We start from the raw sequence: 23,809 nt of genomic DNA, 5'->3' as shown, positions 1-23,809 counted from the left end.
CTCACCAGGGACGGTAGTCCTCGCCGAAAACGCCCACGCGCTCAACGAGCCCGTTCTGGGCGGCAATCCATTCCGCATAGGTTTCGTTGAATTCGCGCTTGCGCTGGCCGAGCGTCTTCGTTCGTTCCAGCGCCTCGAGTTCGGCATAACGCGCAGCCGAGACCATCACCACCGCGACGCGGTCGTTCTTCATCACCTGCACGGGCTCGCGCTCGGCCTGACTCAGGTAGTAGCCGAAACGGTTCTTGGCATCCGTGGCACTGACTTGCATGATTGGACTCGGATAGGGGGGATTAGCCATTTTAGCCATTCGCCGAAATCAGCGATGGCTTCCGGCAGGCGGTCAAGCCCAACACGGGATCCCGCGGACTCGCGATCTGTCGAGCAGTTGGGATTCGAATCCCGCGCTAAGAAACCCCGCATCTAAGCTCATGCGGATGAAGTATTTGCAATTCACATGCTAAATGCTTCATGATGATGAAAATGGATACTGAACCCCATGGAACTCCGGCAGCTTGAAGCCTTCGCCGCCGTCATGTCGACCGGCAGCGTCACAGGCGCGGCACGGCTGCTGGCGCGCTCGCAGCCGGCAGTGTCCCGCCTGGTGCAGGAACTCGAAGCCGAGATCGGCTATGCGCTGTTCACCCGCCACGGCCCCCGCGTGACGCCGACCGAGCAGGGTTTCCTGCTCTATGAGGATGTGGACCGCGCCCTGGGCAGCCTTCAGCAGATCCACTTGCGCGCGGCCGAGATCGCGCGCGGCAATGCCCAGCCGCTGCTGCTGGCCGCCACCTCCGCGCTGGCACTCGGGCTGCTGCCGCAGGCATTGCGGCAAATGGAGGCACAGGCCGGCACCATGCCGATCCAGCTGCGCAGTGCCTCGCCCGAGCAGGTCGTGCATGCGGTGCTCAGCGGCGCGGCGCAGCTCGGCGCGAGCAGCCTTCCGCTGGAGCACCGCGGGCTGGAGGTGCACTGGATCGGGCAGATGCCCTGCGTGGCCGTGCTGCCGCAGGACGATCCGCTGGCGGCGCATGAGGTCGTGCCCCTGGAGGCGCTCGCGCAGCGCCGCATCATCACGATGAGCAACCCGTTCCGCCTGCGCCACCGGCTCGACGCCACCCTGGCGCGCGCCGGCCATTCGCCGACGCGGCGCGACGCGCTGATCGAGACCAATTCTTCGGTCAACGCCCAGGCGCTGGCCCGCGCCGGGCTCGGCGTGGCCGTGCTGGAGCCGCTGACCGCCTGCGGCGCGCCGCTCGAAGGCCTGGCCGTGCGGCCGCTCGATACCGACATTCCCTTCGTCTTCGGCGTGGTCACGCCGCAGGCCAAGCCGATCACGGCGCCGGTGCGCGCGCTGATCGATGCGCTGCTGGCCGCCGCCAGCGAGCTGCCGCATTTCGTGCAGCACGACGTGTCGGCGCACGCGGCGCTGCTGCGCACCCTGTACGGCGGCGGCGATGCCGCTGCGGACGAAGAGAGCATTTCCTGAAAGCCCCTGTGACGAACGTACCCCTCGGCCTTCCCGCGCTCGAAGCGCGCCTGCGGCAAGACCTGTGCTGGCTCGGCCTGCCGGCCAAACGCTGGGTGCCGCCCAATCCAGCGCAAGGCGATGCGCTGCTGGACGTCGCCATCGTCGGCGGCGGCATGGCGGGCCTCGCGCTGCTCGCGACGCTCACGCACCTGGGCGTGCATGCCCGCATCTACGACCGCTCGCCCGCCGGTTTCGAAGGCCCCTGGGCCACCACCGCGCGCATGGAAACGCTGCGCTCGCCCAAGGAGCTCACCGGCCCCGCGCTGGGCCTGCCGGCGCTGACCTTTCGCGCCTGGTTCGAGGCGCAGTGGGGCCTGGCGGCCTGGGACGCGCTCGACAAGATCCCGCGCCTGCAGTGGGCCGAGTACCTGCGCTGGTATCGCCGCGTGCTCGACCTCGACATGCGCAACGAACAGCAGGTGAGGGCGGTGCTGCCGCGCGCCGACGGCGTGGTGCAGCTCGACCTGGCCGATCTCGCCGCGGGCGGCGGGCACTACAGCGTGCAGGCGCGCCACGTCGTGCTCGCGACCGGCCGCGACGGCCTCGGCGGCGCCTGGGTGCCCGACTGGGCGGCTTCGCTGCCGCGCGATCGCTGGGCCCATTCGTCCGAACGCTGGGACGCCGAGAGCCTGCGCGGCAAGCGTGTCGCCGTGGTCGGCGGCGGCGCCTCGGCGATGGATGCCGCCGCGAGCGCGCTCGAAGCCGGTGCCGCGCGCGTCGACCTGCTGATCCGCCGCGCCGACCTGCCGCGCGTCAACAAGGGCAAGGGCGCGGGCAGCCCGGGCATGGTCCACGGCTTCTGGCAACTGCCTGACGAATGGAAGTGGCGCATACGCCACTACATCAACGTGCAGCAGGTGCCGCCGCCGCACGGCAGCACGCTGCGCGTGTCGCGCCATGCGAACGCGCATTTCCAGCTCGGCACGCCGGTGCTCGGCGCCGCGCAGCGGGCCGACGGCGCGCTGCGCCTGGACACGGCCAAGGGCCCGCTGGCGGCCGACTTCGTCGTGTTCAGCACGGGCTTTCGCACCGACTGGGCACTGCGGCCCGAGTTCGCCGCGTTCTCCGCGCAGGTGCGCGTCTGGCAAGACCGCTTCGCGCCGCCCGAGGGCATGGCAGACAGCGAACTGGCCGAATCGCCCGACCTCGGCCCGCTGTTCGAATTCCAGGAAAAGACGCCGGGCGCCTGCCCAGGGCTGGAGCGCGTGCACTGCTTCAACTACGCCGCCTCGCTCTCGCACGGCGCCGCTGCCGGCGACATCCCGCAGATCACCGACGGCGCACAGCGCCTGGCACGCGGCCTTGCGGCCAGGCTGCTGAGCGAGGACGCCGACCAGCACTTCGCCGCCATGCAGCGCTATGCCGAGCCCGAGCTCGACGGCGACGAATGGACGCCTTCGGAGCTGCCGCCGTACATCGAAGCCGGCGACCGCGAGGTGTCCCCATGACCGGCTGGCTGCTGCGCCGCGTGCTGCAGGCGCTGGGCGTCGTGGTGGCGATGACGGTGATCGTCTTCATCGGCCTGCATGCCATCGGCAACCCGATCGACATCCTCATCGGCGAGGACATGAACCAGCAGGAGCGCCTGGCCGCCATCGCGCGGCTCGGGCTCGACCAGCCGCTGTGGCGCCAGTACCTGGCCTTCGTCGACGGCGCGCTGCACGGCAGCCTGGGGCGCAGCTTCGTCTACCAGGAAGACGCCGTGCGCCTGATCCTGCAGCGCCTGCCGGCCACCATGGAGCTGGCCTTCGCGGCGCTGCTCATGGCCATCGTGGTGGGCGTGCCGCTGGGGCTGTTCGCGGGCATGAAGCCCGAGCATCCGGTGTCGCGCACGCTGATGGCCACCAGCATCGTAGGCTTCTCGCTGCCGGCCTTCTGGGTCGCGCTGATGCTGATCATGGTGTTCAGCGTGCAGCTCGGCTGGCTGCCCGCGAGCGGACGCGGCGCCACGCGCGAGCTGTTCGGCGTGCAGTGGTCCTGGCTCACGCTCGACGGCTGGCAGCACCTGCTGCTGCCGGCCTTCAACCTGGCGCTGTTCAAGATCTCGCTGGTGCTGCGGCTCACGCGCGCCGGCGTGCGCGAGGTGCTGCCGCAGGACTACGTGAAGTTCGCGCGCGCCAAGGGCCTCACGCCCACGCGCGTGGTGCTGATGCACGTGATGCGCAACACCATGATCCCGCTGGTCACGGTGCTGGGGCTGGAGTTGGGCGCGACCATCGCCTATGCGGTGGTCACCGAGAGCATCTTCGCCTGGCCGGGAGCCGGCAAGCTGATCCTCGACAGCATCAACTCGCTCGACCGGCCCGTGGTGGTGGCCTACCTGATGGTGGTGGTCGTGATCTTCGTGACGCTGAACCTCATCGTCGACCTGCTCTACAAGCTACTGGATCCGCGCGTGCGGCTGGAGGGCGCGAAATGAGCGCAGCAAAAAGCTACGACGAGCGCTCGATCTGGTGGCGCGTGGCCGCGGACTTTTTGCACTCGCGCATCGCCGTCGGCGGGCTGGTGGTGCTGGGCATCGTGGTGCTGGCCGCGCTGCTCGCGCCGTGGATCACGCCGCAGAACCCCTACGACCTGCTGCAGCTCGACGTGCTCGACGCGCGCCTGCCGCCGGGTTCGCACAGCAGCGAAGGCGGCTACACCTACTGGCTCGGCACCGACGGGCAGGGCCGCGACCTGTACTCGGCCATCGTCTACGGGCTGCGCATCAGCCTGACGGTGGGCGTGGGCTCGGCGCTGATCGCCGCGGTGGTCGGCACGCTGGTCGGCCTGATTGCCGCCTATGCCGGCGGCAAGGTCGACGCGCTGCTGATGCGGCTGGTCGACCTGCTGCTGTCCTTCCCGACCATCCTGATGGCGCTGATGATCCTGGCCTATGTAGGCAAGGGTGTGGGCAACGTGATGCTCACGCTGGTGCTGCTGGAGTGGGCCTACTACGCGCGCACCGCCCGCGGCCAGGCGCTGGTCGAGGCGCGGCGCGAGTATGTGGACGCGGCGCAGGGGCAGGGCATTCCGCGCTGGCGCATCGTCACCGGCCACATCCTGCCGAACTGCCTGCCGCCGCTGCTGGTCATCGGCGCGCTGCAGATCGCGCGCGCCATCACGCTGGAGGCCACGCTGTCTTTCCTGGGGCTGGGCGTGCCGATCACCGAGCCTTCGCTGGGGCTGCTGATCTCCAACGGCTACCAATACCTGCTGTCCAACGAATACTGGATCAGCTTCTTCCCCGGCGTCGCCTTGCTGGCCGCCATCGTCGCGATCAACCTGGTCGGTGACCAGCTGCGCGACGTGCTCAACCCGAGGCTGCAGAAATGAGCGCCGTTCCCGTGCAAGACCTCGAGGTGCCGACGCTCGAGGTGCGCAACCTGCAGACGCGCTTCCACACGCGCGCTGGCGTGCTGCCGGTGGTCGACGGCGTGTCCTTCACGCTGGGGCGAGGCAAGGTGCTGGGCCTGGTGGGCGAGTCGGGCTCGGGCAAGTCGGTCACGGGCTTCTCGATCATGGGCCTGGTCGATCCGCCAGGAAAGGTCGAGGGCGGGCAGGTGCTGTTCCAGGGCCGCGAACTCACGCAGCTGCCTGCGACCGAGCGGCGCGAACTGCGCGGCAACCGCATCGCGATGATCTTCCAGGACCCGATGGCCACGCTCAACCCGGTGCTGCGGGTCGACACCCAGATGATCGAGGCGGTGAAGGCGCACAAGCGCGTCTCTACCGAAGAGGCACGCCGCCATGCGCGCGACACGCTGGGGCTGATGGGCATCCCGAGCCCGGAGGAGCGCCTGCGCGCCTACCCTCACCAGCTCTCGGGCGGCATGCGCCAGCGCGTGGCGATCGCCATCGCGATGCTGCATGGCCCCGACCTGATCATCGCGGACGAGCCGACCACCGCGCTCGACGTAACGATCCAGGCGCAGATCCTCTCCGAAGTGCAGAAGCTGGTGCGCGACACCGGCACCTCGCTGATCTGGATCAGCCACGACCTGTCGGTGGTGGCGAGCCTGGCCGACGAGATCGCCGTGATGTATGCCGGTCGCATCGTCGAGCACGGCACGGTGGCCGACGTGCTCGACCATCCGCAGCATCCATACACGCGCGGGCTGATCGACAGCCTGCCGAGCGCCAACGAACGCGGCGCGCGGCTGCGCCAGATCCAGGGCATGACGCCGAGCCTGCTCAACATGCCGGCCGGCTGCGCCTTCGCGCCGCGCTGCCCGCATGCGGACGCGGCCTGCGAAGTGCGGCCCGAGGTTTCGCGCCCGCGGCATGACGCGCCCTGGCACGAGGTGCGCTGCTTTCATCCGCAGCGCGACAAATCCGTGCGCACGTTGCCGGCCGCGCTGCCGGCCGCCGCGCGCGCGCCTGCGCAGGAAAACGATGTGCCGCTGATCGAACTGCGCCAGGTCGCGCAGCGCTTCGGCGTCACGCCGCCGCCCGGTGCTGTCGGCCGTGCGTTGCGCAGCGTGGGCATGAGCAAGCCGCCGGTGGTCACGCACGCTGTCGATGTGGTCGACCTGTCGGTACGGCCCCGCGAGGTGGTCGGCCTGGTCGGCGAGTCCGGCTGCGGCAAGTCGACGCTGGGCCGCATCGCCGCGGGCCTGCTGACACCGACCGAGGGCGAGGTGATCGTCGGCGGCAAGCCGGTGGCGAGCCTCTCGGCCGAGGAACAACTCGCGGCTCGGCTGCGCATCCAGATGGTGTTCCAGGACCCGTACGCGAGCCTGAACCCGCGCCTGCGCGTCTCGCGCATCGTGGGTGAGGCGGCGCTGCTGCACGGGCTGACCGACGCGGCAGGGCAGGACGACTACGTGTGCGCCCAGCTGCAGCGCGCCGGGCTCGACCCCACGCTGCGCCATCGCTATCCGCACCAGTTCAGCGGCGGCCAGCGCCAGCGCATCGGCATTGCGCGGGCGCTTGCGGTGCAGCCTTCGATGCTGGTGTGCGACGAGGCGGTGGCGGCGCTGGATGTGTCGATCCAGGCGCAGATCCTCAATCTCTTCATGGACCTGCGCGACCAGCTCGGGCTGGCGTACCTCTTCATCAGCCACGACCTGGGCGTGATCGAGCATCTGTGCGACCGCGTGGTCGTGATGTACCTCGGCCGCGTGGTCGAAAGCGCGCCGGTGGCCGAACTGTTCGCGCGGCCGGCCCATCCGTACACGCAGGCGCTGCTGGCCGAAATTCCGAGCATCGACGCGCGGCGCACCACCTTCAGCGCGATCCGCGGCGAGATCCCGAGCCCTATCGCACCGCCTTCGGGCTGCCACTTTCATCCGCGATGTCCGCAGGCGATGCCGCGCTGCCGCACCGAGGTGCCGCAGCTGCGCGGCATCGCGATCCGGCATGCCACGGCCTGCCATCTGTACGAAACGACGTACGACTCGAACTGATCTCCTGCTTCACTGTCTTCGCCAAAGGATCTTCATGAACCGCCTGCTTCCCATTACCGCCGCCGCACTGCTCGCCACCGGAGCACTGGCTTCCGTATCGGCCTCCGCCCAGACGCTTTCCATCGGCTTCGCCGACCCGATCTCCTCGGTCGACCCCGAGCTCAACAACCACGCGGGCGACCGTTCGCTGGCGCTGCATTTCTGGGACTCGATCATCAATTCGCGCGACGGCGGCAAGCTGGAGCCCGCGCTCGCGTCGAGCTGGAAGACGCTGGACGACAAGACCTGGGAATTCAAGCTGCGCACCGACATCAAGTGGCAGGACGGCACGCCTTTCACGGCCGACGACATCGTGTTCTCCTTCCAGCGCGCGCGCAACGTGCCGGGCAGCGTGGCCTCGTATTCGGGCGCGCTGCGCTCGGTGGAGTCCGCCACCGCCAAGGACCCGGCCACGCTGATCGTCAAGACCACCACGCCCAACCCGATGCTGCCGCTGGAGATCGCATCGATCTACATCGTGAGCAAGCACGTCGGCGAGAAGTCGAAGACCGAGGACTACAACGCGGGCCGCGCCGTGGTCGGTACCGGCCCCTACAAGTTCGTCTCGTACGTGCCGGGCGACCGCACGGTGTTCGAGCGCAATCCTGGCTACTACGGCCCGAAGCCGCTGTGGGAGAAGGTCAACTACCGCTTCATCAACAACGGCGCGGCGCGCACGGCCGCGCTGCTGGCCGGCGACGTCGACGTGATCGACAAGGTCGCTGTCACCGACGTGGAAAAGCTGCGCAAGGACCCGAAGGTCAGCGTGTACACCTACCCGGGGCTGCGCGTGCTGCTGCTGCAGCCGACCTTCAAGGCCGGCCCGAACGAGTTCATCACCGACAACGCGGGCAAGCCGCTCGAGAAGAACCCGCTGCTCGACGTGAAGGTGCGCCAGGCGCTGTCGCTCTCGATCAACCGCAAGGCCATCGTCGATCGCGTGCTGCAGGGCACCGTGACCGAGGCCAACCAGTGGATGCCCAAGGGCAGCTTCGGCTACAACCCCGAAGTCAAGGACATCGCCTACAACCCCGAGCAGGCGAAGAAGCTGCTGGCCGAGGCCGGCTTCCCGCAGGGCTTCCAGATCGCGATTCACGTGCCTGGCGACCGCTACCCGCAGGCGCCCGAGACGGTGCAGGCCGTGGCGCAGTTCTGGAGCCGCATCGGCGTGAAGACCAAGGTCGAGGTGGTGCCGTGGGCCGTGTACTCGAGCCGCGCGAACAAGAACGAATATGCGGTCAGCGTGATCGCCTGGGGCAACGGCACCGGCGAAGCCGGCTACGGCCTGCTGCAGACGCTGACCACGCCCGACGCCAAGCGCGGCCGCGGCTCCAACAACTGGGGCCGCTACAGCAACGAGTCGGTCGACAAGGCGCTGGACGCCGCCACCGTCGAGTTCGACGCCAAGCGCCGCGAAGCCATCTTCCGCCATGCCGCCAAGCTGGTGACCGACGACGTGGGCCAGATCCCGCTCTACCACTACCAGAACATCTGGGCCGCGAAGAAGGGCCTGAAGGTGGTGCCGCTGCTGAGCGACCGCACGACGGCGATGCAGGTCACGCCGGTCAAGTGAGGGCGCGCGCATGTTGAGCATCACGCCCGAGGACGCGCTCATCGACGTGCCCCGGCGCATCGCGGTCGATGGCCTGGCGCCGGGCGAGCAGATCGAGATCGCCAGTTGCACGCAGCGCGGGGCCGGCGTGCCGTGGCGCGCGTCGGCGCGCTTCGTGGCCGATGCCGCAGGCACGGTCGACCTGCAGCGTGACGCGCCGATTGCCGGCAGCAGCTACCAAGGCGTGTCGGAGATGGGCCTGGTCTGGTCCCAGGTGCCGGACACGCCCGGTGCGCGCGAGCAGTTCGGCGCCGTGCCGGGCGCGGCGCTGCGCACCGACATCAGCGTGCGCCGAAGCGGCGATGCGGCCGAAGAACTCCATGGCGGGTTCTTGCAGCGACTGGCCGGCGAGGGCGTGACCCGCCGCGATGTGCGCGAAGAGGGCCTGGTCGGCACGCTCTACCTGCCTGCGGGGCCGGGCCCGCATCCGGCCGTGATGATCCTCAACGGCTCCGGCGGCGGCATCAACGAGCCGCGTGCCGCGCTGTACGCCTCGCACGGCTACGCGGCCTTCGCGCTCGCCTACTTCAAGGCGCCGGGCCTGTCGGACTACATCTCGAACACCCGGCTCGAATACTTCGAGACAGCGCTGGCCTGGCTGCACCGCGCGGTGCGCCCGGCGCACGGCTTCGTCGCGCTCAGCGGCCAGTCGCGCGGCGGCGAGCTGGTGCTGTTGCTGGGCACGCTGTTCCCCGAGTCGGTCTCGGCGGTGATCGGCTATGTGCCCGGCGCCGTGGTGCACTGCGCGCAGAACGCTTGCGATCCATCGCTCGGACGCGAGGGGCCCGCCTGGCTCTTCCGCGGGCAGCCGCTGCCGCATGTGTGGGAGAACAACCGCACCGCGACCTGGGCACCCTGGGACGAGGGCCCCGAGCCGCGCCGCCATGCCGACGCGCTGCTGACCGCGCTGCAAGACCCCGAGGCGGTCGAGCGCGCGCGCATCAGGGTCGAACGCATCCGCGGGCCGGTGATGCTGCTGTCGGCAACGGACGACGGCTCGTGGCCGTCGAGCCTCTACAGCCGCATGGTGACGGAGCGCCTCGCGCAGTTCGAGCATCCGCACGCGGTGGCGCATCTCGATTTCGAAGGCGCGGGCCATTCGATCCTGTTCCCCTATGTGCCGACCACGCAGCTCGGCTATGCGCATCCGGTGTCGGGCCGGCGCAGCACCTCGGGCGGAACGCCCGCGAACAACGCGCATGCGGACGAGGCTTCCTGGCAGGGCGTGCTGCGCTTCCTGCAGCAGGCCGTAGCCGCGCGCACCACATCTTCCGGAGACACCACCCATGACTGATTCCCAGCTTTCCCCCGACCTCGTCGACGCTTGCGTGCCGCTCGCCGAGGGCAGCACCGTTCATGCGGTGCGCCACCAGCGCGACAAGGTGGCCGCTGCCACGCAGGGCAGCTACGAAGCCCTGTTCGATCCGGCACTGTCGGGCCCGCCGCTGGTCGAGCGCCTGCTTGCGGCCCATGCCATCGCGCGCAGCGCGGGCAGCGTCGCGCTGCAGGCGCACTACCGCGCGCGGCTCGATGCGTTGGCGCCGCTGAGCGCGGCGCAGCAGGCTGCCGCAGATGGCGCCCCGGTCGAATCGCTAGGCGCGGACCCACGGCTGCAGGCTGTGCTCGCATTCACCCGCACGCTGACCGATCGCCCGGTCGAGGGTGATCGCGAGGCCCTGCTCAAGCTGCCGGCTGCCGGGCTGGCGACGCCCGAGGTGGTGGCGCTGGCGCAGCTGATCGCCTTCGTGGCCTACCAGGTGCGCGTGGTCGCCGGCCTGCAGGCGCTGGCCGCGCTCGGCGGCGACAACGCCGCAACGGCCGTGGAAGAGAACACGGCCCCCTTCGTCCACCCGGCCAACCTGCCGCCGCCCGGCGAGCCGCTGCGCATCGACGGCTACACCAGCGAGACGCTGGGCTGGAAGGCATGGCTGCCGGTGATCGACCTGACGCAGGCCTCGGCCGAACAAGTGCAGGTGCTGGACAGCAGCCACCCGAAGGCGCGCAGCTCCGACTACTACCTGCTGCTGGTGCACCAGCCGCGCATCCTGCAGGAGCGCGCCACGGTGTTCAACGCCATCATGTACGCGCCCGGCGGCCTGTCGCGCGCCGAGCGCGAACTGGCGAGCGCGGTGGTGTCGCGCATCAACGGCTGCGTGTACTGCGCCTCGGTGCATGCGCAGCGCTTCGAGCAGCTGGCCAAGCGCAACGACGTGATCGCACAGGTCTTCACCGACCCGCAGACCGCGGGCACCACGCCGCGCGAACGCGCCATCGTGAACCTGTCGATCGAGCTCACGCGCAGCCCGGCCGGCTTCGGTGCGGAGCAACTGCGCGCCGTGCGCGCCGCCGGCCTCACCGATCTCGAGATCCTGGACACCATCCATGCGGTGGCGATCTTCGCCTGGGCCAACCGGCTGATGCTCAACCTGGGCGAGCCGGTGTTTCCACCGCGCGACTGACACGCGCGCGGCCACGACGCATCGCTCATCGGTTTTCTGGTGTTCTATGCGGCCGATTGCTTTTCAGGCAGCCAACGGCGCAGCGACTGCAGCAGATCGTCCACGTAGGTGAACACCACGGGGACCACCAGAAGGCTCAACACGGTCGAGGTGATCAGGCCGCCGATGACCACGATCGCCATCGGCTGCCGGAAGCTGGGCTCCGCGCCGAGGCCGAGGGCGTTGGGCAGCATGCCGGCGCCCATGGCGATGGTCGTCATGACGATCGGGCGCGCCCGCTTGTGGCAAGCGTCGATCACCGCCTCCAGCCGTGTCATTCCGCGCTGCCGCCTCGCGATGATGGCGTACTCGACCAGCAGGATCGAGTTCTTGGTGACGATGCCCATGAGCATCAGCACGCCGATGACCACCGGCATCGAGAATGACTGGTTGGTGAGCCACAGCGCGCCGAACGCGCCTCCCAGGGCAAGCGGCAGTGCGCAGAGGATGGTGGCGGGCTGCATGAAGTCGTGAAACAGCAGCACGAGCACCGCATAGATGCAGAACACCCCGATCGCCATCGCCGTGCCAAAGCTCGTGAACAGTTCCGCCATGCGCTGCAACTCGCCTTGCTCCACGATGCGCACGCCTGCAGGCAGCGACTTGAAAGCCGGCAGGGCCATGGCCTCTTGTTGCACTTCGCCCAGCGCACGGCCGTTGAGCTCCACGCTCAAGGTCACGTTGCGGGAACGGTCCAGGCGGTCGATCTGCGAAGGGCCGCTGCCCATGGCCACGTCCGCCACCGAGCCGAGGCTGACCGCCCCGTCATCTCCCTTGACGCGCAACTGGGCGATCGCATCCATGTCAGCGCGCACGGAGGCATCCATGCGCACGCGAATCGCGATCTGGCGCTCGGGCAGATTGAGCTTGGGCAGCGCCGTCGAGTAATCGCCGTAGGTTGCCAGCCGCACGGCGTCCGCGAGCGCCTCGGAGGTGACGCCCAGGGCTGCGGCGCGCGCATAGTCCGGGCGCACCTGAACCTCAGGCCGCTGCAATGCCGCGCTCGACGTCACGTTGCCCACATTCTTCAGCGACCGGAGCTGCTGCTCAGCCTGGTTGGCCGCCTTGTTCAGCGTGTCGGCATCGTCGCCGGCGAGCGTGATCTCCAGCGTCGAACCGTTGCTGCTGCCGCTGACGGTCACACGCACGCCGGGAATGGTCTTCAACCGGTCGCGGATCTTCGACTCGACCTGGGACTGCTTGAGCGTGCGGTCCCCGCGATCGACCAGGTCCACCGTGAGCGTGGAACTGGTGACGTCCGTCGTGGCGGTCGCGCCCATGCCGCTTCCGGTGCTGGCCGTGCCGGCGGCGACGAAGACGGAGCGCACCTCGGGTATCTCGCTGAGCATCTGCTGCGCCTGCCGGCTGACGGCGACGGTCTGCTCCAGCGTGGCGTCGGGGCCGAGCTTGAGTGTCACCGTGCTCTGCGCCTTGTCCTGCGCCGGCATGAAGGCGGTCGGGATCGACAGCGCCAGCCCGATCGAAAGCACCAGGAAGAGCAGTGCGGCCGCGGCGGTGGATTTGCGATGCCGAAGCACGCCGCGTACCCACGCCAGGTAGCGCGTCATCGTGGGCCCGTCCGCCGATGCGTTGTGCAGATGGGCGGCCTTGGGCTTGAGCAGGTAGGCGGCCATCATCGGCGTAAGCAGGCGCGCCACCAGCAGGGATGCGAGCACCGCAATCGACGCGGTCACGCCGAACTGCCGGAAGAACTTGCCCGGAATGCCGCCCATGAAGGCCGTCGGCAGGAAGACCGCCACCAGCGTGAACGTCGTGGCGATCACCGCCAGGCCGATCTCGTCCGCGGCCTCCATCGCCGCCTGGTAGGGCGTCTTTCCCATCAGCAGATGCCGCTCGATGTTCTCGATCTCCACGATCGCATCGTCCACCAGCACGCCGATGACCAGGGAAAGCGAGAGGAGCGTGACGGTGTTGAGCGAATAGCCCGCCAGCGCCATGAAAGCGAAGGCCGGCGCGATGGACAGCGGTAGCGCGGCAGCCGCGATCCAGGTGGCGCGCATGTCGCGCAGGAACCACCCCACCACCAGAACCGCGAGCACGGCGCCTTCGAGCAGCAGCTCCATGGAGCCCTGGTAGTTCTCCTGGATCGGCGTGACGGTATTGCTGGCCTCGACGACACTTGCCTCGGGATGCGCGGCGGAAAACTTCTTCAGCGCCTCGCGGATATCGTTCGCGACGCCGACGTCCGAGAATCCCCGGGAGCGCGTGACCTGGAATCCGATCGCCTTCTTGCCGTCGCGAAACGCCATGGTCGTGCGCTCGGCATTCGCATCGCTGATGCGCGCAATCTGGTCGAGCCGCACATAGCGGCCGTCGCCCAGCGACAGCGTGATGGCCGCGACTTCGGCGGCCGACCCCACCGTGGCCAGGGTGCGGCTCGACTGCTTCTGGCCGCCCACGAAGGTTTCCCCGCCCGAGGCTTCCTTCTGCGTCGCCTTGAGTCTCGTGGACACATCGGAAGGCGTGACGCCCAGGCCCGCCATCAACCTCGAATCGAGATCGACGTGGACTTCGCGGCTGACACCCCCCACCCGCGACACGGAGCCGACGCCCTTGACGGCCAGCAGGCTCTTGGTGACCTGGTTGTCGACGAACCAGGACAGGTCTTTCTCATCCATCGTCTTCGATTCGATGGTGTAGGTGAGCAGCGCGCTGCTGGCCGTGGTCAGCTTGGAGACCGTCGGCGACGCCATGCTGGCCGGGAGGTCGGCCTTGGCACTGTCTACGGCGTTGCGGACTTCGTTGAGCGCCTCCTCCGAGTTCTTGTCGATCTCGAAGCTGACGCTGATGCTCACCAGGCCGTCGGTGATGGTCGTGGTGATGTGGTCAAGCCGGCTCAGCGACGCGAGCTTGTCCTCGATCTTGCGCGCGACCTCCGTCTCGAGCTGTGCCGGCGCGGCGCCTTCGAGCGAAGCGGAGACCTGGATGGTCGGCAGGTCGGTGTCGGGAAAATCCTGGATCTGCAGCGTCCTGAAGCCGATCAGCCCCAGGACCGTGAGCAGGATGAAAGTCAGAATGGCGGGAACCGGATTGCGGATGGACCAGGACGAGACATTCATCGCTTGGTCTCCGGTTGCTTCACCGTCACCTGCACACCGTCGGACAGGAATGCGCCGCCGCTGGCAACCACTTGCGCGTCAGCGGGCAGTTTCGACAGCAGCTCGACCCGGTCATCCTGGCGGCGGCCCGTCGTCACGGCCTCGGCGCAGACCTTGTTGTCCGCATCCACGAGGTAGACATAGGCACGCCCGTCGCGCATGACGATCGCCGACTGCGGAAGCGTGACCGCCGGCGCGGTGCCCAGCCGGACCAGGCCGCTGGCGAACATGCCTGCGCGCGCCGTGCTGCCGCCGTTCAGGCTGACGTACACCGTGGCGCGTCCGGTGGTCGTCGACAAGGTGGGCGCCGCCATGCGCACCGTGCCCTCGACGCGCTCTCCGTTGAGCAGCGTCAGCTCCGCCTTCTGGCCGGGTTTCACCGAAGCGAGCTCGCGGGCATCGAATTCGGGCCTCCACTCGAGCCGGCCCTGCCGCACGAGGCGGAAGAGTTCGGTGCCGGCGCTCACCACATTGCCGACGACACCGGTTTTCGACGACACCACGCCGTCATCGGCAGCCAGCACGCGAGTCTGCGTGAGCTTGAGCTTCACGCTGTCGAGGTCTGCCTGGGACGACTGCAGGGTTGCGCGCGCCGAGTCCTCCGTGATGCGGTACTCCTCGATCTGCTGCGCGGACAGCGACCCCGTCGTGCCGACGACCTTCGCCCGCCGCACGTTCGCGCTGGCTTGTTCGAGGCTGCTGCGCGACTGCGCGACCACCGCTTCCTGCTTTCGCAAGTCGACCCGCAGGCCATCGTCCGCAAGACGCGCGAGCACCTGGCCGCGCCGGACCGTGGCACCGACGTCCACCAGCAAATCGGCGATGCGGTAGCCGCCTGTCTCGGGGCTGACGATGATCTCCTGCCATGCCGTCACCGGCCCGCTGCCTTGCAAGGTCCGCGACCAGTCTCGGTTGTCGGGCGTCACGACCTCGACCGTCATCGCGCTGGCAGGAGCGCTCGTCGCAAGCGCCCGGGTGGGCGGCCGCAGCAGCAGCGTCACGCCGCCGACAGCCAGGAGAAGGACCAAGGCGATGGTGGCGCCGCGGCGGAGCTTGGGTTTCGATGTGATGTTCATGGCGTTCTCGTCTTTTCATCGGCCAGCGTTTCGGGCGACATGGCCGGCGTGCCGGGCTGCCATCCGCCGCCCACGGCCTTGTAGAGTGCGATCCAGTACTGGACGCGGTTCTGCTGCAGGGTGATCTCGGTGATCTCCGCCGACAGCGCCGAGCGCCGAGCCTCCTCCAGGGACAGAAGGCTGGTGCGCCCCGCGCGCCAGTTGGTCTCGGTGGACAGGAAGTAGCTGCGGTACTCGCGCGCGGCCTTCTCCGCCTGCTCCGCCCGCAGGGCGGCGCCGTTGAGGTTCGTGAGGGCTTCTTCCACGTCCCGCACCACGGTGCGCACACCTTGCCGATAGGCGGCCAGCGCCGACGTGTAGCTGGCGCGCGCCGTGTCGACCGCGGCGTTGAGCTTGCCGCCGTCGAACAGCGGTATCGAGAGCGACGGCCCGAACGACCAGAGCGTGGCCGGCGAGGCCAGGCTGCTCGCCGACAAGCTGACCGATCCGCTGAGCGACAGGCTCGGATACAGATCCGCCTGCGCCGCGCCGATCTCCGCGCCGGTGGCGGCCACCTCGCGCTCGAGCGAGGCCAGGTCGGGGCGCTGCCGCAGCACCTGCGCGGGCACCGCCTGCACCTGCAGGCCGGCCGGCCGCGGCATGCGGTCCGCGCCGCCCGCCATCAGGCGCCGCAGCGACGGCTCGTCGCTGCCGGTGAGATAGACCAGCGACTTGACGAGGATGTCGCACTGCGTGTTCTGCTGCAGCAGACTCGACTGCGCGCTAGCGAGGCTCGCACGCGCCAGGGCGCCGTCCGACGGTGCGGTGAAGCCGGCCTGCACGGCGGCCTCCGTCGCCTTCTCGGTGGCGGCCGTCGAGGCTGCCTCGCGTTGGTACGCGTCCGCGAGCAACACGCATGCGCGGTACTGCACATAGGTGTCGGCGACCTCCGCCGCGAGCGAGACGCGCGCATCGTGCCAGTCGGCGGCGCGTGCCTCGATGCGCGCCTCGGATGCTTCCGTGTTGCGGCGGACCTTGCCGAACAGGTCCAGCTCCCACGAGGCATCGAAGCCGGCGCTGCGCGAGGTGCCGGTGGCCGTGGACTCGCCCGACTGCAACTGGTTGCTGCGCGAAGCCGATGCGCTGCCACTCACGCTGGGGCGGGCCTGCGCGCGCGTGCTTCGCAGAGTGGCGCGTGCCTTCTCTATGCTGGCCCAGGCCTTCGTGAGGGAGGGACTGTCTCGCTCGGCCATCTCGACCAGGCGGGCGACACGTGTGTCGTCGAACTGCTGCCACCATTGCTGCAGGTCACCGGCGCGCCCGCCGTGAGGCAATTCGGACTGCCATGAAGGCGGCGCCTGCGGCTGTGGCGGGCCTTCGAGGCGGCCTGTGGCACAGGCGGTCAGGCCCCAGGCCAGGCAGACGGCCAGCGGGGTGACGAACAGGGAGCGCAGCGGTGTGGTCATCAGATCTTCTTCCTCCACCGAGGTTAGAAGCGTCCCCTGTTGGCTGCGGTCAACCAGCGTTAAGCTGGGTAAATATCGGCGCCGGTCCGGCGAGCCTCGGCCGGATCGGCGCCATACTCCGCCCATGCACAGGGTTCTGCTTGTCGACGACGACGTCGACCTCACATCGATGTTGTCGCTCTACATCTCCCGCGAGGGTTTCGATGTGCGTGTCGTCCATGACGGCGAGGCGGGTGTGAGCGAGGCGTTGCGCGGCAGCTATGCGCTCGTCGTGCTGGACATCATGATGCCGCGCCTGTCCGGAATCGAAGCGCTGCGCCGGATCCGCTCCACGAGCAACGTGCCCGTGCTCATGCTCACTGCGCGCGGCGACAACGTCGACAAGATCGTCGGCCTCAACATGGGCGCGGACGACTACGTTCCCAAGCCATGCACGCCCGGCGAACTGGTGGCGCGCATCCATGCGATCCTGCGTCGCACCGAAAGCCGCAACCGGCCCGAGGGCGCGAACGCCGCGCTGATGCTGACGGCCGGCGCACTCACGCTCTGGCCCGGCACGCGCCAGGCCACCTGGCAGGGTGCGCCGCTGGAGCTGACGGGCACCGAATTCAACCTGCTGGAAGTCCTGGTGCGCCATGCGGGGCAGTTGATCAGCAAGCAGGACATCTCCCTGGCTGCGTTCGACCGGCCGCTCACGCGCTTCGATCGCCGCATCGACGTGCACATCAGCAGCATCCGCCAGAAGATGGGCACGCGCGAAGACGGACGTTCGTGGATCCAGAGCGTGCGTGGCCTCGGCTACCAATTGCTCAAGGACTGAACGGCATGGCCCGGCCCACGCGCCTTTTCCGCAAGCTGCTGCTCGTGCTGTCGAGCTGCATGATCTCGAGCATCGGATTGACGGCGCTCTATCTGTGGCTCATCGGAGCGGTGCCGCCGCCCAGCGATCCGGTGCCCAAGGTGAGCGGGATTCCCGTCGTTCCCGCCATGATCGCCGTGCTTGCCAGCCTGGTCTTCGGCGGCTTCCTGGCCTGGTATCTCTCCCGGCCGCTCCAGCACCTTCGCTGGGGGCTCCAACGCATGGCGGAAGGGCATCTGGATACGCGCGTCGAACCGCTGATGAAAGGGCGCCGCGACGAGATCACCGATCTGGCGCACGACATCGACGGCATGGCGGCGCAGCTGCAGGAACTGATCGCCGCGCGCGACCGCCTGCTGCACGACATCTCCCATGAGCTGCGTTCACCGCTGTCGCGCATCCAGGCGGCCATCGGGCTGCTGGAGCAGGGTTCCTCGCAAGTGGGTGCCATGGTCGAACGCGTCGAGCGCGAGACCCGGCGCCTGGATGCGCTGATCGACGAAATGCTCACGCTGCACCGCCTGACGGCATCGGCACCCGTCTCGCGCAGCGCGGTCGATGTGATCGAGCTGCTGCACGACATCGTGGCCGACGCAGACTTCGAAGGTCGCGCGACGAACCGCTCTGTGAGCATCGAGACGCCCGAGCGCTTTGTCGCCCAGGTGGACGGCGAGCTGATCTATCGCGCGTTCGAGAACGTGATTCGCAATGCCGTGAAGCACACGGCGCAGGGAAGCACGGTGGAGGTGCGTGCGAGCCTGCGCGCGGAGGGCAGATTGCTGGAGGTGGTGATCAGCGACCACGGGCCGGGCGTGCCGCCGCACATGCTCGAAGCGATCTTCGTGCCCTTCGTGCGGATCGACCGGCGCGAGGTCGACCGCGGTGTCGGGCTGGGCCTCGCCATCGCGCGCAGCGCAGTGCTGGCCCATGACGGCACGATCGAGGCATCGCTCGCCGACAACGGCGGCCTGCGCATCAGGATCGAACTGCCGCGCTGAAGTGCGCGTGGCGCCTCACACGCATTCGGGGGCCAGGCTGTCCAGCACCTTGACCAGGCGCTCGACGAGTCGGGTGGAATAGATCTGCGACGGATGAAGAATGTCCGCCATCTCGCCGCGACGCATCGGTACGCTGCCCCAGTCCGCGAACGGCACCGCCAGATCCCCTGCCAGGCGCCGCACGGTCGCGTCGCCTCGTGCGCGCACGTCGGCGCCGGCGAGCGTTTGCGACAGGCCCGTCAAGACCACGTCGCGGCCCTCCGCCCTGGTTTGCGTGACCATGGAGCGCAAAGCCGGCTCCAGCGGCAAGTTCTGCATGGCGTCATTGAGCCCATGCTGGATGACCACGATGCGGCTCGAACGTGCCTCACTCGCGAATGCCGCCGATCGTGCACTAGCTGTTTCACCGCTCACCGAATGATCGATCACCTGGTATCTGGGACGCATCCGGCGGAGAGCGGCCGCCGGGCTTTCATCGAGCCGCCGGTCGCCCAGGTAACCGCCATGAAGGATGGAGTCGCCATAGAGCTCGACGCTGCAGGCACCGTTGGGCTTCGCGGCACGATCGCCGGAGCGGCTTGCAAGCGACACTCCGGTGCTCTTTACGTGGTCTTCCGAGGGGGCGACGGAGGTTTGCGCGCAGCCGGTGGCCAGCGCCATGCTCAAGATGCGGGCGATCGTTCCGAACCGACCGGCTCGCCGAGGTGGAACGCGGATGAGATCAGGCATTCCCTCAGGCTAGAGGGCAAAGAAGGAGAAAAAATGGAGACTTCGTGCCGATCAGCAAGTCGAAGACCAAGATAGCGGCGCCGCCGCCCAACGAAAGCAAAGGAAAAGCCTATGTCCAGCCTCACCCTGCAGCAAGCCCAAACCATCATCGATGCCGCCCTCGAGAAATCCAGGGAGGCCGGCTATCAGCCCATGGGCATTGCCGTGCTCGATGCCGCCGGCAATCTCAAGGCCTTCGTCAGTGAAGACGGGGCCAGCATGTTCCGCTTCGACATCGCCCGCGCCAAGGCCTGGGGCGCCGTGGGCATGGGCGTGGCCAGCCGCAAGCTGGCCGAGCGCGCCAAGGACAACCCCAACTTCTTCGTCGCGCTGGCCGCCACGGCCGACGGCAAGTTCCTGCCGCAGACGGGCGCGGTGGTGATCCGCGATGCCGCCGGCCAACTGCTGGGCGCGGTGGGCGCCAGCGGCGGCACCGGCGACGAGGACGAAGCCATCTGCATCGCCGGCGTGCAGGCGGCAGGGCTCGCTGCCGGTTGAAACGCCTTCAGCTGGCGGCCTGCCAATCGGGCAGGCGGGCGTTGGCGTCGCGCCGGTTCACTTCGTAGAACAGGCCGCGCAGCCAGCGGTTGGACGCATCGTTCTGCATGCGCCGGTGCCAGTACTGCTGTACCTGGAGCTGCGGCGGCTTGAAAGGCAGCTCGATGCTCTTCACCGCGATGTGCCGCTGCACCACGGTGGCGATGTCGTCGGGCACGGTCGCCACCAGGTCGCTGCCCGGGAGCAGCGACAGCAGGCTCATGAAATGCGACAGCTCCAGCGTCACGTGCCGGTGCCAGCCCTTGTCTTCCAGGAAGCGGTCCAGCATGTGCTCGCGCCCGTCCGGCCGCACCACGATGTGCCGTGCCGCCAGGTACTGCCGCGCCGTCATGCGCGCGGGCGCCGCCCGGTTGTGCGCGCAGGCGATGCAGGTGTAGGACGTCCTGAACAGCGCCTGGCGGAAGTAGCCCGCCTTCTGCAGATCGGGAAAGAAGCCCACGGCCAGGTCGGCCTCGCCGGCTTCCAGCGCCTGCGCCGCGGCCGTGCGCGGCATCGAGAGCGCACGCAGCCGCACCAGCGGCGCCTCCTGCCGCAAGCGGCGCAGCACGCCGGGGAGAAAGGCCACCTCGCCGATATCGGGCGTGAGCAGCGTGAAGCTGCGCTCCGCGCTCGCCGGATCGAAGCCCGCGGGCTGGAGGATCTCCGACTGGATGGCCTGCACCACGCGCTGCACCGCCGGCCCCAGCGCCTGCGCGCGCGGCGTGGGTTCCATCTGCGCACCGGCGCGCACGAACAGGTCGTCGTCGAAGGTTGCGCGCAGCCGCGCCAGTGCCGCGCTGGTTGCCGGCTGGCTGAGTCCGACGGCTTCGGCCGCGCGGCTGACGCTGCGCAGCCTGGTCATGGCGTCGAACAGCACCAGCAGATTGAGATCGACCGAACGAATATCCATGAAATGGATTCTATGTATCCATGTCATCGACTGTTCAGATGACCGAAGGCTTCCTAGCATGCAGGCTCGAATAAAAAAGGAGACTTCATGCAACGCAGAGATTTCGCCCGGGCGGCGATGCTGTTTCCATTGGCCGGCAGCGGCCTGCTTCGCGCCCAGCCCGACTGGCCGCAGCGCCCCATCAAGTTCATTCTTTCGCAGCCGGCGGGCTCGGGCCCCGACGTGCTGGCGCGCGTTGTCGCCGACCGGCTGACGCGAAGCTGGGGCCAGCCCATCGTGGTGGAGAACAAGCCCGGCGGACAGAACGTGATCGGCGCACTGTCGGCAGCGCGTTCGCCGGCCGACGGCTACACCTTCTACTACGCCACCACCGCGGCGATGGTGACCAATGCCTTCACCTTCAAGGCCTTGCCCTACGACCCTGCGAAGGACTTCGCGCCGGTGCGGCTGGTGGGCCGCAGTCCCTTCGTGATCGCCTGCGCGGCGAACTTTCCGGCGAAGAACCTGAAGGACGCGCTGGCGTTGGCCAGGGCGAAGCCGGGCGACATCACCATTGCCACGGAAGGTCCGAAGACCTTCTCCGGCATGCTGGCCGACAGCGTGGCCGGCATGGCCGGTGTGCGCTTCAACCATGTCCCGTACACCAAGGCACCCGATGCATTGCAAGACGTGATCGGCGGGCGCGTGCAGCTTGTCTGCCTGCCCGACGCGGCCCTCACTGCCTACCTCAAGGCGGGGCAGGTGCGTGCACTGGCCGTGAGCACGGCCCAGAGACAGCCGGGCATGCCGGATGTGCCGTCGCTCTCCGAGACCTTCGCCGGCTTCGATTACTCGGGCTGGAACGGTCTCTTTGCGCCGGCCGGTACGCCGCCGGACGTGATCGCGCGCGTCAATCGCGACCTGGAGGCCGTCCTGCAGCAGCCCGAGGTGGTGCAGCGCCTGCAGACACTGGGCTCGCAACCGGAGCCGCACATGTCGGTGGCTGAGTTCGAGGCCTTCATGCGCGGCGAGCGCGAGCGCTGGGTCAAGCTGGTCAAGCAGCTCGGCATCCAGCCTGAATGAGCCGGAGCCCCAGGCGTGCATAAGCTCGACTGCACCTGCGGCATCGACGTGCATGCGCACGTGGTGCCCGAAAACTTTCCGAACTACATCGGCTCCAGGCTGCCTGCCGAGTGGCCCTCGATGGCGCCGGCCCATGCCTGCCACCGCCACGTGATGATCTCGGGCAAGGTGTACCGCACGGTGTCCGACAAGTGCTGGGACACCGCGCGCCGGCTCGAGGATCTGCCGGGCATGGGGCTCGCGCTGCAGGTGGTCTCCCCGATGCCGGAGCTGCTGTCGTACTGGATGGGCGCGGACGATGCCCGACAGCTGCTGCGCTATACCAACGATTGCATGGCGCAGATGGTGGCGCAGGGCGGAGGCCGCATCGCGGCACTCGGCGCCGTGCCGCTGCAGGACATCGACCTGGCGATTGCCGAACTCGAATACGTGACGAAGACCCTGGGCTTTGCCGGGGTGGAGATCGGCAGCAACGTCAACGGCGTGCCGGTGGGCGCCCCGCAGTTCGATCCCTTCTTCGAAGCTTGCGAGGCCCTGGGCGCGGCGGTGTTCGTGCATGCGCTGCGTCCGGCGGGCATGGACCGGCTGGTGGGCCCGGCGCCGTTGCAGCAGGTGTTGGCTTATCCGGGCGACGTGGGCCTGGCGGCAGCCTCGGTCATCACGACCAACCTGCTGGTGCGGCGGCCGCGCCTGCGCATCGCTTTCAGCCATGGCGGTGGCACGCTGGCCGCATTGCTGCCGCGCCTGCAGCAGGGCTGGGAAGTGTTCCCGGCGCTCAAGGAAAGCATCGCCACGTCGCCCGCCGAGCAGGCACGACAGTTGTTCTATGACACCCTCGTGTTCGACACGCCCTTGCTGCGCCACCTGGTGCAGCGGTTCGGGGCCACCCAGCTGCTGCTGGGCACCGACTACCCCTTCAACTTCCACGACCGCACGCCGGTGCAACGCGTCGAGGCCGCGGGCTTCGACGAAGACACGGCGGCGGCGCTGGTGCATCGCAATGCCGAGCGATTCCTCGGCCTCCACATGAAAGAGACGACCTCATGAGTTCCCCCTGGATCCAGGGCCTGCGCAGCGTGGCGCTGTTCGTGCCAGACCTCGCGAAGGCCGAAGACTTCTACACCCGCACCTGGCAGCTCGAGGTGGCGCATCGCGCGGAAGGCGTGCTCTACCTGCGCGGCACGGGCAACGACGCCTACCTGCTGGCGCTGCACCAGGGCGGGGAGGTGCCGCAGATCCGCCAGGTGACCCTGCGCGCGCGCAGCCGCGAGGCGCTCGATGCGGTTGCGGCCCAGGTGGTGGCCGCCGGTGGCAGCCTGCTGGCGCAGGTGCACGAACTCAGCCGCGACCCGGCCGGCGGCGTGGGCCTGAAGTTCAAGGACCCGCACGGCCGCATCTTCCAGGTGGTGCACGGCGACACGCAGCGGCCCGAAGGCGCCGCGGTGAAAGACCGGCCCATCCGCCTGACCCACGTGGTCCTGAACAGCCACGCGGTGGACGAGACGCAAGCCTTCCTGCAGCAGGCGCTGGGTTTTCGCCTGGCCGACCGCACCGGGATCATGGCCTTCATGAATTGCGATCGCGATCACCACGCCATCGCCATCGGCATCTCGGACAACGATGCGCTCAACCACATCGCCTTCCTGATGCCGGACTTCGAGTCGGTGATGCGCGGGGGCGGCCGCATGAAGGACGCGGGCTTTCCCATCCAGTGGGGCCCCGGCCGGCATGGCCCGGGCAACAACCTCTTCAACTACTTCCTCGATCCCTTCGGCGTCGTCATCGAGTACACGGCCGATGTGGAGCAGATCGACGACAGCTACGAGGCGCACGGCCCCGAACACTGGAAGTGGCCGCCCGGCCGCGTGGACCAGTGGGGCATCTCGCCCCCGCCCGGCGCCGCGCTGAAAGAAGCGCAGAGGCGCATCTTCTTTGCCCCGAACCTCTGATTCCTCCTGATTTCCCAAC

General features: G+C 68.6%; 20 protein-coding genes and 1 pseudogene. 15 read left to right on the top strand and 6 right to left on the bottom strand.

Translation table 11 applies throughout. The features are described from left to right. Position 1: 1 nt before the first annotated feature. Positions 2 to 271 (bottom strand): type II toxin-antitoxin system prevent-host-death family antitoxin, encoded by a 270-nt coding sequence (locus ACWV14_RS35390; protein ID WP_019657235.1) that lies wholly within the window; start codon positions 269 to 271, stop codon positions 2 to 4. Positions 272 to 499: 228 nt separating this feature from the next. Between ACWV14_RS35390 and ACWV14_RS35385 the strand changes: the two genes are divergently transcribed. The 9 genes and pseudogenes from ACWV14_RS35385 (at position 500) to ACWV14_RS35345 (ending at position 11,028) form a co-directional block, all read left to right on the top strand. After that, positions 500 to 1,489, top strand: a complete 990-nt coding sequence (locus tag ACWV14_RS35385; protein ID WP_454908493.1) for a LysR family transcriptional regulator — start codon at positions 500 to 502, stop codon at positions 1,487 to 1,489. Further along, a complete protein-coding gene (locus ACWV14_RS35380; RefSeq protein ID WP_454908827.1) occupies positions 1,486 to 2,979 on the top strand; it encodes a SidA/IucD/PvdA family monooxygenase in 1,494 nt (497 codons plus the stop codon). Before ACWV14_RS35385 ends, ACWV14_RS35380 begins: the two co-directional genes overlap by 4 nt. Next, a complete protein-coding gene (locus tag ACWV14_RS35375) occupies positions 2,976 to 3,950 on the top strand; it encodes an ABC transporter permease (protein ID WP_106938356.1) in 975 nt (324 codons plus the stop codon). Before ACWV14_RS35380 ends, ACWV14_RS35375 begins: the two co-directional genes overlap by 4 nt. Beyond that, positions 3,947 to 4,846 (top strand): ABC transporter permease, encoded by a 900-nt coding sequence (locus tag ACWV14_RS35370; protein WP_454908492.1) that lies wholly within the window; start codon positions 3,947 to 3,949, stop codon positions 4,844 to 4,846. Before ACWV14_RS35375 ends, ACWV14_RS35370 begins: the two co-directional genes overlap by 4 nt. Continuing rightward, positions 4,843 to 5,832, top strand: a pseudogene (locus tag ACWV14_RS35365) (ABC transporter ATP-binding protein); the annotation flags it as partial. The gene ACWV14_RS35370 and the pseudogene ACWV14_RS35365, both read left to right, overlap by 4 nt. Positions 5,833 to 5,868: 36 nt before the next feature. Then, on the top strand, positions 5,869 to 6,918 hold the full coding sequence (locus ACWV14_RS35360) for an ABC transporter ATP-binding protein (protein WP_454908826.1): 1,050 nt from the start codon (positions 5,869 to 5,871) through the stop codon (positions 6,916 to 6,918). Between the two features lie 34 nt (positions 6,919 to 6,952). After that, positions 6,953 to 8,530: an ABC transporter substrate-binding protein gene (locus ACWV14_RS35355; protein ID WP_454908491.1), complete on the top strand. Its 1,578-nt coding sequence runs from the start codon at positions 6,953 to 6,955 to the stop codon at positions 8,528 to 8,530. A gap of 10 nt (positions 8,531 to 8,540) precedes the next feature. Beyond that, positions 8,541 to 9,863, top strand: a complete 1,323-nt coding sequence (locus ACWV14_RS35350) for an acyl-CoA thioesterase/bile acid-CoA:amino acid N-acyltransferase family protein (RefSeq protein WP_454908490.1) — start codon at positions 8,541 to 8,543, stop codon at positions 9,861 to 9,863. Continuing rightward, positions 9,856 to 11,028 carry a CMD domain-containing protein gene (locus tag ACWV14_RS35345; RefSeq protein ID WP_454908489.1) on the top strand — a complete coding sequence of 391 codons (1,173 nt, stop codon included), beginning with the start codon at positions 9,856 to 9,858 and terminating at the stop codon, positions 11,026 to 11,028. The genes ACWV14_RS35350 and ACWV14_RS35345 overlap by 8 nt, the downstream gene beginning before the upstream one ends. 44 nt (positions 11,029 to 11,072) lie before the next feature. On the opposite strand, the gene ACWV14_RS35340 is transcribed toward ACWV14_RS35345, so the two are convergent. The 3 genes from ACWV14_RS35340 to ACWV14_RS35330 are packed head-to-tail and all read right to left on the bottom strand — an operon-like array spanning position 11,073 to position 16,707. Then, positions 11,073 to 14,147 (bottom strand): efflux RND transporter permease subunit, encoded by a 3,075-nt coding sequence (locus ACWV14_RS35340; RefSeq protein WP_454908488.1) that lies wholly within the window; start codon positions 14,145 to 14,147, stop codon positions 11,073 to 11,075. Further along, positions 14,144 to 15,262 carry an efflux RND transporter periplasmic adaptor subunit gene (locus tag ACWV14_RS35335; protein ID WP_454908487.1) on the bottom strand — a complete coding sequence of 373 codons (1,119 nt, stop codon included), beginning with the start codon at positions 15,260 to 15,262 and terminating at the stop codon, positions 14,144 to 14,146. The genes ACWV14_RS35340 and ACWV14_RS35335 overlap by 4 nt, the downstream gene beginning before the upstream one ends. Further along, positions 15,259 to 16,707 (bottom strand): efflux transporter outer membrane subunit, encoded by a 1,449-nt coding sequence (locus tag ACWV14_RS35330; RefSeq protein ID WP_454908486.1) that lies wholly within the window; start codon positions 16,705 to 16,707, stop codon positions 15,259 to 15,261. The genes ACWV14_RS35335 and ACWV14_RS35330 overlap by 4 nt, the downstream gene beginning before the upstream one ends. A gap of 124 nt (positions 16,708 to 16,831) precedes the next feature. Between ACWV14_RS35330 and ACWV14_RS35325 the strand changes: the two genes are divergently transcribed. Next, positions 16,832 to 17,527: a response regulator gene (locus tag ACWV14_RS35325; RefSeq protein ID WP_454908485.1), complete on the top strand. Its 696-nt coding sequence runs from the start codon at positions 16,832 to 16,834 to the stop codon at positions 17,525 to 17,527. A gap of 5 nt (positions 17,528 to 17,532) precedes the next feature. Continuing rightward, complete coding sequence (locus tag ACWV14_RS35320; protein ID WP_454908484.1) at positions 17,533 to 18,564, top strand: HAMP domain-containing sensor histidine kinase; 1,032 nt, start codon at positions 17,533 to 17,535, stop codon at positions 18,562 to 18,564. 15 nt (positions 18,565 to 18,579) lie between these two features. Here the strand turns inward: ACWV14_RS35320 and ACWV14_RS35315 are convergent, their stop codons facing one another. Continuing rightward, entirely contained in the window at positions 18,580 to 19,224 is a 645-nt protein-coding gene (locus ACWV14_RS35315) for an SGNH/GDSL hydrolase family protein (RefSeq protein WP_454908483.1), read from the bottom strand. Between the two features lie 180 nt (positions 19,225 to 19,404). Here ACWV14_RS35315 and ACWV14_RS35310 point away from each other — a divergent pair, with 180 nt between their 5' ends. Continuing rightward, positions 19,405 to 19,830, top strand: coding sequence for a GlcG/HbpS family heme-binding protein (locus ACWV14_RS35310; RefSeq protein WP_454908482.1), 426 nt, complete (start codon positions 19,405 to 19,407; stop codon positions 19,828 to 19,830). A 7-nt stretch (positions 19,831 to 19,837) separates the two neighbouring features. On the opposite strand, the gene ACWV14_RS35305 is transcribed toward ACWV14_RS35310, so the two are convergent. Then, positions 19,838 to 20,779, bottom strand: coding sequence for a LysR family transcriptional regulator (locus ACWV14_RS35305; protein WP_454908481.1), 942 nt, complete (start codon positions 20,777 to 20,779; stop codon positions 19,838 to 19,840). An 87-nt stretch (positions 20,780 to 20,866) separates the two neighbouring features. Here ACWV14_RS35305 and ACWV14_RS35300 point away from each other — a divergent pair, with 87 nt between their 5' ends. From ACWV14_RS35300 to ACWV14_RS35290, 3 genes are read left to right on the top strand one after another with little or no spacing between them, the layout of a single operon-like run. After that, positions 20,867 to 21,841: a Bug family tripartite tricarboxylate transporter substrate binding protein gene (locus ACWV14_RS35300; RefSeq protein WP_454908480.1), complete on the top strand. Its 975-nt coding sequence runs from the start codon at positions 20,867 to 20,869 to the stop codon at positions 21,839 to 21,841. A gap of 15 nt (positions 21,842 to 21,856) precedes the next feature. Further along, positions 21,857 to 22,888 carry an amidohydrolase family protein gene (locus ACWV14_RS35295; RefSeq protein ID WP_454908479.1) on the top strand — a complete coding sequence of 344 codons (1,032 nt, stop codon included), beginning with the start codon at positions 21,857 to 21,859 and terminating at the stop codon, positions 22,886 to 22,888. Further along, a complete protein-coding gene (locus ACWV14_RS35290; protein ID WP_454908478.1) occupies positions 22,885 to 23,790 on the top strand; it encodes a VOC family protein in 906 nt (301 codons plus the stop codon). Before ACWV14_RS35295 ends, ACWV14_RS35290 begins: the two co-directional genes overlap by 4 nt. The last annotated feature ends 19 nt before the right edge of the window (positions 23,791 to 23,809 follow it).

Source organism: Variovorax durovernensis (assembly GCF_977011995.1).
Note: the sequence above shows the minus strand (reverse complement) of the source record. Positions and strands in the feature narration are given on the sequence as shown.

What these genes read in the sequence shown, in the direction of transcription:
- ACWV14_RS35390 (WP_019657235.1), bottom strand. Translation starts at nt 271, where the DNA reads ATGCAAGTCAGTGCCACGGATGCCAAGAACCGTTTCGGCTACTACCTG.
- ACWV14_RS35385 (WP_454908493.1), top strand. Translation starts at nt 500, where the DNA reads ATGGAACTCCGGCAGCTTGAAGCCTTCGCCGCCGTCATGTCGACCGGC.
- ACWV14_RS35375 (WP_106938356.1), top strand. Translation starts at nt 2,976, where the DNA reads ATGACCGGCTGGCTGCTGCGCCGCGTGCTGCAGGCGCTGGGCGTCGTG.
- ACWV14_RS35370 (WP_454908492.1), top strand. Translation starts at nt 3,947, where the DNA reads ATGAGCGCAGCAAAAAGCTACGACGAGCGCTCGATCTGGTGGCGCGTG.
- ACWV14_RS35355 (WP_454908491.1), top strand. Translation starts at nt 6,953, where the DNA reads ATGAACCGCCTGCTTCCCATTACCGCCGCCGCACTGCTCGCCACCGGA.
- ACWV14_RS35350 (WP_454908490.1), top strand. Translation starts at nt 8,541, where the DNA reads ATGTTGAGCATCACGCCCGAGGACGCGCTCATCGACGTGCCCCGGCGC.
- ACWV14_RS35345 (WP_454908489.1), top strand. Translation starts at nt 9,856, where the DNA reads ATGACTGATTCCCAGCTTTCCCCCGACCTCGTCGACGCTTGCGTGCCG.
- ACWV14_RS35340 (WP_454908488.1), bottom strand. Translation starts at nt 14,147, where the DNA reads ATGAATGTCTCGTCCTGGTCCATCCGCAATCCGGTTCCCGCCATTCTG.
- ACWV14_RS35335 (WP_454908487.1), bottom strand. Translation starts at nt 15,262, where the DNA reads ATGAACATCACATCGAAACCCAAGCTCCGCCGCGGCGCCACCATCGCC.
- ACWV14_RS35330 (WP_454908486.1), bottom strand. Translation starts at nt 16,707, where the DNA reads ATGACCACACCGCTGCGCTCCCTGTTCGTCACCCCGCTGGCCGTCTGC.
- ACWV14_RS35325 (WP_454908485.1), top strand. Translation starts at nt 16,832, where the DNA reads ATGCACAGGGTTCTGCTTGTCGACGACGACGTCGACCTCACATCGATG.
- ACWV14_RS35320 (WP_454908484.1), top strand. Translation starts at nt 17,533, where the DNA reads ATGGCCCGGCCCACGCGCCTTTTCCGCAAGCTGCTGCTCGTGCTGTCG.
- ACWV14_RS35315 (WP_454908483.1), bottom strand. Translation starts at nt 19,224, where the DNA reads ATGGCGCTGGCCACCGGCTGCGCGCAAACCTCCGTCGCCCCCTCGGAA.
- ACWV14_RS35310 (WP_454908482.1), top strand. Translation starts at nt 19,405, where the DNA reads ATGTCCAGCCTCACCCTGCAGCAAGCCCAAACCATCATCGATGCCGCC.
- ACWV14_RS35305 (WP_454908481.1), bottom strand. Translation starts at nt 20,779, where the DNA reads ATGGATATTCGTTCGGTCGATCTCAATCTGCTGGTGCTGTTCGACGCC.
- ACWV14_RS35300 (WP_454908480.1), top strand. Translation starts at nt 20,867, where the DNA reads ATGCAACGCAGAGATTTCGCCCGGGCGGCGATGCTGTTTCCATTGGCC.
- ACWV14_RS35290 (WP_454908478.1), top strand. Translation starts at nt 22,885, where the DNA reads ATGAGTTCCCCCTGGATCCAGGGCCTGCGCAGCGTGGCGCTGTTCGTG.